The sequence below is a fragment of the Pseudomonas sihuiensis genome (assembly GCF_900106015.1).
Lineage (GTDB): Bacteria > Pseudomonadota > Gammaproteobacteria > Pseudomonadales > Pseudomonadaceae > Aquipseudomonas > Aquipseudomonas sihuiensis.
In genome coordinates this window covers 1076667-1088623 of the sequence record NZ_LT629797.1, presented here as the reverse complement: position 1 = coordinate 1088623, position 11957 = coordinate 1076667, and the positions used below count along the sequence as shown (strand labels likewise).

The 11957-nt window shown below is 63.7% G+C and carries 7 protein-coding genes; 1 reads left to right on the top strand and 6 read right to left on the bottom strand.

The genetic code is table 11. The annotated features are described in order from the left end of the window. Nucleotides 1–7: 7 nt before the first annotated feature. Complete coding sequence (gene tam / locus BLT86_RS05190; protein WP_017677098.1) at nt 8–769, bottom strand: trans-aconitate 2-methyltransferase; 762 nt, start codon at nt 767–769, stop codon at nt 8–10. 323 nt (nt 770–1092) lie between these two features. On the opposite strand from tam, the gene BLT86_RS05185 reads away from it, so the two are divergent. Then, on the top strand, nt 1093–2100 hold the full coding sequence (locus BLT86_RS05185) for a TRAP transporter substrate-binding protein (RefSeq protein ID WP_017677099.1): 1008 nt from the start codon (nt 1093–1095) through the stop codon (nt 2098–2100). 52 nt (nt 2101–2152) lie between these two features. Here BLT86_RS05185 and BLT86_RS05180 read toward each other — a convergent pair whose 3' ends face one another. The 5 genes from BLT86_RS05180 to tpx all read right to left on the bottom strand — a co-directional run bounded on the left by BLT86_RS05180 (nt 2153) and on the right by tpx (nt 11902). Continuing rightward, a complete protein-coding gene (locus BLT86_RS05180; RefSeq protein WP_026088581.1) occupies nt 2153–3622 on the bottom strand; it encodes an efflux transporter outer membrane subunit in 1470 nt (489 codons plus the stop codon). After that, complete coding sequence (locus BLT86_RS05175) at nt 3619–6723, bottom strand: multidrug efflux RND transporter permease subunit (RefSeq protein WP_017677101.1); 3105 nt, start codon at nt 6721–6723, stop codon at nt 3619–3621. Before BLT86_RS05175 ends, BLT86_RS05180 begins: the two co-directional genes overlap by 4 nt. A 103-nt stretch (nt 6724–6826) precedes the next feature. After that, nucleotides 6827–9919: an MdtB/MuxB family multidrug efflux RND transporter permease subunit gene (locus tag BLT86_RS05170; RefSeq protein WP_017677102.1), complete on the bottom strand. Its 3093-nt coding sequence runs from the start codon at nt 9917–9919 to the stop codon at nt 6827–6829. Next, nucleotides 9916–11175 carry an MdtA/MuxA family multidrug efflux RND transporter periplasmic adaptor subunit gene (locus BLT86_RS05165; protein WP_026088582.1) on the bottom strand — a complete coding sequence of 420 codons (1260 nt, stop codon included), beginning with the start codon at nt 11173–11175 and terminating at the stop codon, nt 9916–9918. Before BLT86_RS05165 ends, BLT86_RS05170 begins: the two co-directional genes overlap by 4 nt. Nucleotides 11176–11401: 226 nt before the next feature. Next, nucleotides 11402–11902: a thiol peroxidase gene (gene tpx / locus BLT86_RS05160; RefSeq protein ID WP_017677104.1), complete on the bottom strand. Its 501-nt coding sequence runs from the start codon at nt 11900–11902 to the stop codon at nt 11402–11404. Nucleotides 11903–11957: the final 55 nt, after the last annotated feature.

Sequence of the window (11957 nt, the reverse complement as noted above, 5' to 3'; positions counted from 1 at the left end):
ATCCGGGCTACCGCCGAGCCACCAGAAACAGACGCGGAAACGGCAGCAACACCCGAGCATCGGCCTGCGCCGGATAGGCTTCAGCAATCGCCGCCTGATAGCGCTCGAGGAAAGCTGCCTGCTGCTCGACCTCCAGCGGTTGCAGGAACGGCAGCAACGCCGTTGACTTGAACCACTCCACCACCGCCGCGGCATTGTCCAGCACATGGAAGTAGGTAGTGCGCCAGATATCCAGCTCGCTGGCATGGGCGCCGAGGATGTCGTAATAGGCCTGCGCGCTGTGCCGCTCGGCATGGCGCACCTCGCCGATTTGTGCAGCCCAGGGCCCGGCGGCGGCCACCTCGCGGGCCAGGCGGTGTGCCGGTTCCTGCAGGTTGTCCGGCGTCTGGATCGCCAGCCAGCCACCGGGTGCCAGCTGCGCCAGCAATCTCGGGTAGAGCTGCGCGTGATCCGGCAACCACTGCAGCGAGGCGTTGGCCAGGATCAACTGCGGTGCGCGCTCGGCCTGCCAGTGCTGGATATCCGCCAATTGGAAGGTCACCTGGGGCAACCGCTCACGCGCTGCGCGCAGCATGTCTTCACTGCTGTCGATACCTATCACCCGCGCCTGTGGCGCATGAGCCTGCAATACGGCAGTGGAATTACCGGGGCCGCAGCCCAGGTCGACGGCCAGCTCGACATCATCGCGCGGCACCGCCGCCAGCAGATCATGCACAGGGCGGGTACGCTGGCGTTCAAACAGGGAATACTGCTGGGCGGACCAACTCATCGCATCACTCCTCGATTTCAATCGCGGGCCACAGGATAACAGGCTGACCGAAGCCCCAAGGCTTTCGCTGAAACCGGCAAGTTTCCGCTCTCGCCTGACACAGGCATGGCGGATATCCGCCACCCAATGTGCGACACGTCACAGCCCTTTTCACACACCAGGCAGGTTGGCGGAATTTCGCCACAATGGCATAAGCCTTGCGATGGTAAGTCGCCAGCTTCGTTCATGCCGCGGCAGCTACCAGCGGCTGAGCGACCGCCAAAGTGACCAACACGACGTAGCCGAAAAGGCTACGCAACCTGATAAGAAGAAAAGGAAGCAGTATGTTCAATACAGTTCGCGTCATGGCCATCTGCGCCATGGCGTTCGCCTCTCTCAGCGCCACAAGCGCGCTGGCCGATGAACCTATCCTGATCAAGTTCTCCCATGTTGTGGCCGATGCCACTCCCAAGGGCCAGGGCGCACTGCTGTTCAAACAGCTGGTCGAGGAACGTCTGGCCGGCAAGGTGAAGGTCGAGGTCTACCCGAACTCCAGCCTCTTTGGCGACGCCAATGAGCTGGAAGCCCTGCGCAAAAACGATGTTCAGTTGCTGGCACCGTCTCTGGCAAAGTTCGAGCAGTACACCAAGCAACTGCAGGTATTCGACCTGCCGTTCCTGTTCGATGACCTGGATGCGGTCAACCGCTTCCAGAAACGCGCCAAGGGCCGCCAGTTGTTGCGCTCGATGGAAGACCACAACATCGTTGGTCTGGCTTACTGGCATAACGGCATGAAGCAGCTTTCCGCTACCCGCGCGCTGAACATGCCTGGCGATGCCAATGGTCTGAGCTTCCGTATTCAGCCGTCGGCGGTACTGGAAGCACAATTCGCCCAGGTGGGCGCAAATAGTCAGAAACTGCCTTTCTCGGAAGTCTTCAAAGCGCTACAGAGTGGCCAGGTACAGGGGGCGGAAAACCCCTGGTCGAACATCTATAGCCAGAAGCTGCATGAAGTGCAGCCCTTCATCAGCGAAACCAACCATGGCGTGCTGGACTACATGCTGGTGAGCAATTCGCGCTTCTGGTACGGCATCCCGCATCAGATCCGGATGGAGCTGGAAGCCATCATCGATGAGGTCACCTACGCGGTGAACAAACAGGCCGAGGCCGCCAACCAGGCCGACCGCCAGCGCATCGTGGATTCTGGCCGCAGCCAGGTCATCAACCTGACCGCCGAGCAGCGCCAGGCCTGGCGCGATGCGATGCGTCCGGTATGGGAACAGTTTCAAGGGCAGATTGGCAGTGACGTGATCAAGGCGGCGCAGACGGTGAACCGCAAGCATCTCGAATGACCCACAGCCGGCATGGCGGTTTTCCGCCACGTCGGCTGCTTACTTCCCTCACCTACTGGGGCGCCTGCTGCCGCAGTCGCTCCACCTGCCAGCCGCCGCCGAGAGCAGCGATCAACTGCACACTGGCAGTCAGCCGGCTACCCAGCAGCGTGAGATTGGTACGTTCGTTGTTCAGCGCGGTGGCCTGTACGGTAACCACGCTGTTGTAGTCCACTGTACCGGCGCGGTACTGGTTCTCGATCAGACGCAGCGACTCGCGCGCCGCATCCAGCGCCTCCTGCTGCACCCCGCTCTCCTGCTCCAGCACGCGCAGCTGCACCAGGTAATCCTCCACTTCACGGAAGCTATCCAGCACGGCCTGGCGGTATTGCGCCACAGTCTGGTCATAGACGGCTTCGCTACGTTCCAGCTCCGCACGCCGCGCGCCGCCGTCGAACAGGGTCAGTGCCAGTTGCGGGCCGAGCGACCAGAAGCGATTGGGTACCTCGATCCAGTCGGCGAAGCTGCTACCACGATAGCCACCGGTCGCCGAAATGCTCAGGTCCGGAAACCAGGCCGCTTCCGCCACGCCGATCTGCGCATTGGCTGCCATCACCCGGCGCTCGGCCGCGGCAACGTCAGGGCGACGTTCGAGAAGTTGCGACGGCAGCGCCACGGGTACCTCGGGCAGCGCTGGCAGGCTCTCGCGCGGTGCGATGGACAGCTCGGCCGGGCTGACGCCGACCAGCACGGCAATGGCATGTTCGAGCTGCGCGCGCTGCCACTCGAGATCGATTGCCTGCGCCTGGGTGCTCTTGAGCTGAGTGGTGGCCTGGGTCACGTCGGACTTGGGCACGATACCGGCTCGATACTGGTTCTCGGTCAGGCGCAGCGAGCGCGCGTAAGCGGCCACTGTCGCGTCGAGCAGGCGCTTCTGTTCGTCGAGGATGCGCAGTTGCAGGTAGTTCTGCACCAGTTCGCTCTGCAGGCTCAGGCGCGCTGCAGCCAGATCGGCGGCGCTGGCCTCGAATTCGGCGCGGCTGGCCTCCAGGCCCCGGCGCAGCTTGCCCCAGAGATCCAGCTCCCAGGCTGCATTGAGGCTGAGGTCATAACTCTTGGAAATGCTTGACGCTCCAGAACCGCTGACAGTGACGCCATCAGCGGTACGGATGGTGCTGTCACCACCACCCTGCCCGGCCCGAGTCACCCCGGCGCTGCCGGACAGCGTTGGATAGAAGCTGGCCCGCGCACCGCGCACCAGTGCCCTTGCCTGGCGGTACTGGGCCTCGGCGGCGGCCAGGTTCTGGTTGGACAGCTGCAGGCGCTCGGCCAGTGCATTGAGCTCGGCGTCGCCGTACAGCGCCCACCAGTTGCCACGCTCCAGAACATCTGCTGGCGCGGCGGCTTTCCAGCCCTCGACCTGTTTGAACTGTGCAGGTGCCGCCAGCTCGGGGCGCTGATAGTCAGGCCCCAGGGCGCAACCGCCCAGTACGCCGGCCAGCAGCAAGGAGACAAGAGTTCGGGCGAAAGGAGCTCGATTCATAACGGATTTTCCAACGAAGCATCGGTGCGCACGCCACGCCAGCGGTTGACGCGATGGCGCAGACGGTCGAAGTAGAGGTAGACCACCGGAGTGGTGTAGAGGGTCAGCATCTGGCTCAGCACCAGACCACCGACGATGGTGATACCCAGCGGCTGACGCATCTCCGAACCTTCGGCACTGCCCAGCACCAGCGGCAAGGCGCCAAGGATGGCAGCCAGGGTGGTCATCATGATCGGCCGGAAACGCAGCAGGCACGCCTGGCGGATGGACTCCTGCGGACTCAGGCGCTCACCGCGCTCCAGTTGCAGGGCCAGATCAACCATCAGGATGGCGTTCTTCTTGACGATACCGATCAGCAGGAACAGACCCAGCAAGGAGATCAGACTGAACTCCATGCCTACCAGTTGCAGCGCGAGCAAGGCGCCAACGCCGGCCGACGGCAAGGTCGAAAGGATGGTCAGCGGATGTACGTAGCTCTCGTAGAGCACGCCCAACACGATATACACCACCACCAGTGCCAGCAGGATCATCAGCGGCTGATTGCCCTGGGTCTGCTGGAAGGCTGCACCGGTGCCGCCCAGCATGCCCTGCACTTCGGTGGGCAGGCCGACCCGCGCCACGGCATTGTCAATGGCGCGGCTGGCCTGATCCAGGCTGACCCCTTCGGCCAGGGAGAAGCCGATGTTCTCGGCGGCGAACTGGCCCTGGTGGTTGACCCTGTCCTCTTCCAGGCTGCGTTCCCAATGGGCGAAGGTGGACAGCGGCACCCGTGCGCCATCGGCGGTGATCAGCTGAATCTGGTCCAGCGCCTCGGGATGCTGGGCATAGAGCGGGTTGATTTCCATCACCACGCTGTACTGGTTCAGCGCTTCGTAGATGGTGGAAACCTGGCGCTGACTGAAGGCGTTGTTGAGCACTGCGGTGATCATGCTCATCTCCACGCCCAGGCGCTGCGCGGCTTCGCGATCCACCACCAGGCGAATCTGCTGGGCACCGCTGTTCTCGCGGGCGTCGATATCGGTCAGTTCGGGCAACGCGCGCAGCGCTTCACGCACCTTGGGTAGCCACTCACGCAGGGCATCGAGATCGCCCGAGAGCAGCATGTACTCGTTCTCCGAACTGCGTCCTTCACGCCCGCCGATCTGCAGATCCTGGTCCGGCATGAGGAACATGCGCCCACCGGGCACCTTCGGCACGCTGGCGCGCAGGCGGTTGATCACCTGTTGCGATGACACGCTGCGCTCGCTGATGGGCTTCAGGCGCACGATCATGAAGGCGTTGTTGATGCCGCCGGCACCGCCGATGAAGCCAGCAACGCTGTCCACCGCCGGATCGGCCAGCACCGCCTTGCGGAAAATCTCCATCTTCGGCTGCATGACCTGGAACGACAGGCCATCGTCGCCGCGGATAAAACCGATCAGTTGGCCGGTGTCCTGCTGCGGCATGAAGGTCTTCGGAATGCTGACGAACAGGTAGACGTTCAGCGCGATGGTCGCCAGCAGGCTGATGACCATCAGTAACGAATGGCGCAGTGCCCAGTCCAGCGAACGCCCGTAGATAGCCAGCACCCGCGTCTGCAAGCGGTCGCCCCACTGCTGCAGGCGGCCGCGTGGCTGCTCGTCTTCGGCCTTGAGCCAGCGCGCGCAGAGCATCGGCGTCAGCGTCAGCGACACCAGCAGGGAAATCACCACCGCTACAGCCAGGGTAATGGAGAACTCACGGAACAGTCGCTCGACGATGCCGCCCATGAACAGGATGGAGATGAACACCGCTACCAGCGACAGGTTCATCGACAGCAGGGTGAAGCCTACCTCGCGCGTGCCTTTGAACGCCGCCGCCATCGGCTTCTCACCGTTATGGATGTGCCGGGCGATGTTCTCCAGCACCACAATGGCATCGTCCACCACCAGCCCGGTGGCGATAATCAGCGCCATCAACGACAGGTTGTTCAGCGAGAACCCCAGCAGGTACATGGCGGCGAAACTGCCGATCAGCGACACCGGCACCGCCAGCGCCGGAATCAGCGCAGCGCGCCAACGCCCGAGAAACGCCAGCACCACGAGGATCACGAGGCCCACGGCGATCAGCAGGGTCTGCTCGGCCTCGTGCAGGGTGGCGCGGATTACCGGCGAGCGATCCATCGCCACTTCCAGCTCGACGCTGGCTGGAATCACCTCGCGTAGCGCCGGCAGCTCGGCGCGGATGTCGCTGATGGTCTGCAGGATGTTCGCCCCGCTCTGCCGATTGATCACCAGCAGCACCGCTTCCTTGTCGTTGTAGAAGCCGCTGTTGTAGCGGTCCTCGACACCATCGGTGACCGTGGCTACGTCGCCCAGGCGCACGGCAGCGCCGTCCTGGTAGCGGATGATCATCGGCAGGTAATCGGCGGCCTTGGCCAACTGGTCGCTGGCCTGCACCTGCCAGCGACGCTGCTCGTCCTCGACCGCGCCCTTGGGACGCAGGGCATTGCTGGCGGCGATGGTCTGGCGCACTTCGTCCAGCGCGATGCCGTAGTGATCGAGCAGACGTGGCTCGAGGGAAACCCGTACTGCCGGCAGCGAACTACCACCGACCTGCACCTCACCCACGCCACCGACCTGGGACAGTTTCTGCGCCAGGATGGTCGAAGCCACGTCGTACAGCTGGCCCTTGTTCAGCGTGGCACTGGTCAGCGACAGCACCATGATCGGTGCCTGCGAAGGGTTGATCTTGCGGTAGCTGGGCATGGTGCGCATGCCGCTGGGCAGCAGTTCGCGCGCCGCATTGATCGCCGCCTGGACCTCGCGCGCGGCGGTGTTGATGTCCTTGTCCAGGTCGAACTGGATCATGATCCGCGTGCTGCCCTGGCTGCTGCGGCTGTTCATCTGGCTGACCCCGGCGATCGAGCCGAGCGAGCGCTCCAGCGGCGTGGCCACGGTCGAGGCCATGATCTGCGGGCTGGCTCCTGGCAGGCTGGCCTGCACGGTGATGGTGGGGAAATCCATCTGTGGCAGCGGCGCCACTGGCAGCAGGCCGAAGCTGACACCACCGAGCAGCATGATCGCCAGGCTCAGCAGCAGCGTGGCCACCGGACGGCGGATAAAGGGGGCGGAGAGGTTCATGCGTGATTGGCCCCAAGGCTTCGCCAATCCTGTAGGAGCGGCTTCAGCCACGAATCCCTTGCACCTTCCTGTTCGCGGCTGAAGCCGCTCCTACGGGTCTGGGTCATACCGCCACCCCCGCCGCACTGCGCCCGCTGACGCGCCGCGACAGGCGATCGAAGTACAGGTAGATCACCGGCGTGGTGAATAGCGTCAGCACCTGGCTGACCAGCAGACCGCCGACCATCACCAGTCCCAGCGGCTGGCGCAGCTCGGCACCGGAGCCCGAGGCGAGCATCAGCGGGATGGCGCCGAACAACGCCGCCAGGGTGGTCATCAGAATCGGCCGAAAGCGCAGCAGCGCCGCCTGATAAATCGCCGCCTCTGGTGCCATGCCCTGGTTGCGCTCGGCCTCGAGGGCGAAGTCGATCATCATGATCGCGTTCTTCTTGACGATACCAATCAGCAGGATGATGCCGATGATGGCGATCAGCCCCAGGTCGTTACCGGTCAGCAGCAATGCCAGCAGCGCACCGACGCCCGCCGACGGCAGCGTGGACAGAATGGTGATCGGGTGGATATAGCTCTCGTAGAGCACGCCGAGCACGATGTACATGGTGACGATGGCCGCCAGGATCAGCAGCAAGGTCGACGACAGCGATGCGCGGAACGCCTCGGCAGCGCCCTGGAACTGGGTGTTGATGCCGCCTGGCAAACCGATTTCCTGCTCGACCCGCTCGATCACCGCCACTGCCTCGCCCAGCGACACGCCAGGCGCCAGGTTGAACGACAGGGTCACCGCCGGGAACTGGCCGATATGGTTGACCAGCAGGCTGGCCGGACGCTCCTCGACATGCGCCAGGGACGACAACGGCACCTGCTGGCCGTCACCGGTGGCCACATGAATCTGACGCAGCGCGGCCAGGCCGATACGCCCGCCATCGCGGCTCTCCAGCACCACGCGGTACTGGCTGGCCTGGGTGTAGATGGTGCTGATCTGGCGTTGGCCAAAGGCGTCATACAGCGCATCGTCGATAGTGCCGACGTTGATGCCCAGGCGCGCCGCGGCGTCACGATCGATATCCAGAAACACCTGCAAGCCGCGGTTCTGCAGGTCGCTGGCCACGTCGGTCAGCTCCGGCTGCTCGCGCAGCGCCTCGACCAGACGCGGCGTCCAGGTTTCCAGCAACTGGCTGTCGGGCGATTCCAGGGTGAACTGGAACTGGGTACGGCTGATGCGATCCTCGATGGTCAGGTCCTGCACCGGCTGCATGAACAGCTCGATACCGGGAACCTTCGCCAGCTCAGGACGCAGACGTTCGATTACCTCACTGGCGGTGACGTCGCGTTCGGCGTGGGTTTTCAGGTTGATCAGCAGACGGCCGCTGTTGAGCGTCGGATTGTCGCCATCCACGCCAATCGACGAGGACAGACTGGCCACCGCCGGATCACGCAGGATGACATCCGCCAGGCGCTGCTGACGCTCGCTCATGGCGGCAAAGGAAATCGACTGCGGCGCCTCGGAAATACCCTGGATCACGCCGGTGTCCTGCACCGGGAAGAAGCCCTTGGGTACCGCCATATACAACAGCACGGTCAGGCCCAGGGTCGCCACGGCCACCAGCAGGGTCAGCGGCTGATGCCTGAGCACCCACTGCAGCCACACGCCGTAGCGTTCGATCATGGCGTCGATGGCGCCACCGGCGACGCGATAGAAGCGCCCTTCCTGCTCGGGTTTCTCGGCCTTGAGCAAGCGCGCGCACATCATCGGCGTGAGGGTCAGCGACACCACCAGGGAAATCAGGATGGCCACGGCCAGGGTAATGGCGAACTCGCGGAACAGCCGGCCGACCACATCGGCCATGAACAGCAGCGGGATCAGTACGGCAATCAGCGACAGGGTCAGCGAGACCAGGGTGAAGCCGATCTGCCGAGCGCCCTTGAGCGCGGCGTTGAGCGGCGTCTCGCCCTCCTCTAGATGGCGGGCGATGTTTTCCAGCATGACGATGGCGTCGTCGACCACGAAACCGGTGGCGATGGTCAGCGCCATCAGCGTCAGGTTGTTGATGGTGAAACCGGCCAGGTACATCACACCGAAGGTGCCAATCAGCGACAGCGGCACGACGATCGACGGGATGATGGTCGCCGACAGCTTGCGCAGGAACAGGAAGGTCACCATCACCACCAGGGCAATGGCCAGCAGCAGTTCGTGCTGTACGTCGCGCACTGCAGCGCGGATGGTCTGCGTGCGGTCGGTGAGCACCTTGACCTCGACGCTGGCCGGCAGGCCTTCGGTCAGGTGCGGCAGCAGGGTCTGGATGCGGTCGACCACATCAATCACGTTGGCACCGGGCTGACGCTGCACATTGACCAGTACCGCCTGGTTGCGGTTGGCCCAGGCGGCCAGGCGTTCGTTCTCGGCGCCGTCGATGATCTCGGCGACATCCTTCAGGCGCAGCGCGGCACCATTCTGATAGCTGAGGATCAGCTCGCGATATTCCTCGACCGACTTCAGCTGGTCGTTGGCATCGAGCTGGGAAACCCGCGTGGGCCCGTCGAAGTTGCCCTTGGGCTGGTTGACGTTGCTGGCCGTGATCAGGCTGCGCACATCGGCCAGACTCAGGCCATAGGACGCCAGCGCCTCCGGGTTGACGCGAATACGCACCGCCGGACGTTGCCCGCCGGCCAGGGTCACCAGGCCGACACCGCTGGTTTGCGCCAGCTTCTGCGCCAGGCGGGTATCGACCAGGTCGTTGACCTGCGGCAGCGGCATCGTCTTTGAGCTCACCGCCAGGGTCAGCACTGGTGTATCGGCCGGGTTGACCTTGTTGTACACCGGCGGCGCCGGCAGATCGCCAGGCAACAGGTTGCTCGCCGCGTTGATCGCCGCCTGCACTTCCTGCTCGGCCACCGCCAGGGAGACATCCAGATTGAAGCGCAGGGTGATCACCGAGGCGCCGCCCGAACTGGTCGAGGACATCTGCTTGAGCCCGGCCATCTGCCCGAACTGGCGCTCCAGCGGCGCCGTCACGGCGCTGGTCATCACATCCGGACTGGCGCCTGGATATAAGGTCAGCACACGGATAGTCGGGTAATCCACTTCCGGCAGCGCCGACACCGGCAGCAGGCGATAGGCGATCAGACCGCTGAGGAAGATCGCCACCATCAACAGCGTGGTGGCGACCGGCCGCAGGATGAAGGGGCGGGAAATATTCATGCGTCGTTCCGTGCTGCGCCCGGACGTGCAGAGCCATCGCGCTTGCCCTGGCGGTCGCCCGGCTCGTTAGCCGCGCCGTCGGGGCTCTGCACCAGGTTCGGGTCGACCACTTCCACCTCACTACCGTCACGCAGACGATCGGTACCTTCCATGACCAGCCGCTCACCCTGCTGCACGCCCTCGTTGACCATGCTGCGTTCAGCGTCGCTGGCAGCGATGGTGACCTGACGGATGCTCACCTTGTTATCGTCACCCACGACATAGACGAAGGTACCCTGGGTGCCGAACTGCACCGCAGCGGACGGAATGATGGTGGCGGCCTCACGGGTTTCAACGCGCAGACGCACATTGACGAACTGATTGGGGAAGAGCATCTGCTCGGCGTTGTCGAAGCGCGCCTTGAGCTTGACCGTACCGGTGGTGGTGTCGATCTGGTTATCCAGGCTTTCCAGCACGCCCTCGGCCAGTTTCAAGCGCTCACCACGGTCCCAGGCCTCGACAGCCAGGATCGTGCCGTCGCGGCGGCGCTGCAGCACGGCAGGCAGATCGCCCTCGGGGATGGTGAAGATCACCGCAATCGGATCGGCCTGGGTGATTACCACCAAAGGCGTGGTATCGCCGCTGCTGACCAGATTGCCGATATCCAGCTGACGCAGACCGAGGCGACCGTCGATGGGCGCGCGAATCTGGGTGAAGTCGAGGTTGAGCTTGGCCGTGGCGACATCGGCCTGGTTGCTCTGCAGACTGCCACGGTACTGATTGACCAGCGCCTGCTGGGTGTCCAGGGTCTGTTTGGCGATGCTGTCTTCGTCGTACAGCCCCTTGTAGCGCTGCAGGTCCAGCTCGGCGTTCTTCAGTTGCGCCTGGTTTTCCTGCAGCGCCCCCTGCGCCTGCTGCAAGGCCACCTGATAAGGGCGTGGATCGATCACCGCCAGCAGGTCGCCGGCCTTGACCTGCTGGCCCTCCTCGAACAGCACCTTGACCAGTTCACCGTCGACTCGCGAGCGTACGTTGACCGTGTTATAGGAAGTTACCGTGCCAAGCGCCTTGAGCTCGATGGCGAACTCGCCCTGCTTGACCTCGGCCACGCGCACCGGCACCGGCCCCATGTCACCGAAACGGCCACGGCCCATCTGCTGGCTTTCTGGCTTGCTCGGCCAGAACCACCACAGCAGCAGAAGCAGAACGGTGAGCAACGTCAGGCCAATCAGCCATTGACGGGAGGAATTCGATGGAGACGGGGAAGCATTCGACATGGCAGGCGCAATATCACTTTTAAGGGGAGTCGGCACGATAAGCACTGGCCCGCGTCAAGCAAAGCCCATTTACCCGCTTTTTACGCTGCCCTTACGTTACTAACTGTTTGAGTCCGCGAAAAAATCTGGATCGGGCAAGGGACTGTCGACGTGCTCAGAACGTTCGGCTTGGTGCACAAATAAAAACGGCCTGCGAAGCAGGCCGTTTCATCGAACCAGCTGCGAGTTACTTCAGCGCGGCCAGGGCGGCTGCGTAATTCGGCTCATCAGCGATTTCGCCAACCAGCTCGCTGTGCAGCACCTTGTCGTTTTCATCCAGCACTACCACGGCGCGCGCGGCCAGGCCGGTCAGCGGGCCGCTGGCAATGGCCACACCGTAGTTCTTGAGGAAGTCGGCGCCACGCAGGCTGGACAGGTTGACCACGCTTTCCAGACCTTCGGCACCACAGAAGCGTGCCTGGGCGAACGGCAGGTCAGCGGAGATGCACAGCACCACGGTGTTGTTCAGTTGACCGGCTTCGGCGTTGAACTTGCGCACGGAGGTAGCGCAGGTCGGGGTGTCGACGCTGGGGAAGATGTTCAGCACCTTGCGCTTGCCAGCCAGGCTGGCCAGGGTGACGTCGCTCAGGTCACCAGCGACCAGGCTGAACGCTGGTGCCTGTTGGCCGGCCTGCGGCAGTTGGCCGTCGACCTGCACCGGGTTGCCTTTGAGAGTGACTTGCGCCATGGGAGTTTCCTTATCGTTCAGGGAGTTGAAGGGCAAATGTGTGACATGGGGTTCG

Excerpts from the sequence above, each read along its gene's own strand:
- tam (WP_017677098.1), bottom strand. The coding sequence starts at position 769 with ATGAGTTGGTCCGCCCAGCAGTATTCCCTGTTTGAACGCCAGCGTACC.
- BLT86_RS05185 (WP_017677099.1), top strand. The coding sequence starts at position 1,093 with ATGTTCAATACAGTTCGCGTCATGGCCATCTGCGCCATGGCGTTCGCC.
- BLT86_RS05180 (WP_026088581.1), bottom strand. The coding sequence starts at position 3,622 with ATGAATCGAGCTCCTTTCGCCCGAACTCTTGTCTCCTTGCTGCTGGCC.
- BLT86_RS05175 (WP_017677101.1), bottom strand. The coding sequence starts at position 6,723 with ATGAACCTCTCCGCCCCCTTTATCCGCCGTCCGGTGGCCACGCTGCTG.
- BLT86_RS05170 (WP_017677102.1), bottom strand. The coding sequence starts at position 9,919 with ATGAATATTTCCCGCCCCTTCATCCTGCGGCCGGTCGCCACCACGCTG.
- BLT86_RS05165 (WP_026088582.1), bottom strand. The coding sequence starts at position 11,175 with ATGTCGAATGCTTCCCCGTCTCCATCGAATTCCTCCCGTCAATGGCTG.
- tpx (WP_017677104.1), bottom strand. The coding sequence starts at position 11,902 with ATGGCGCAAGTCACTCTCAAAGGCAACCCGGTGCAGGTCGACGGCCAA.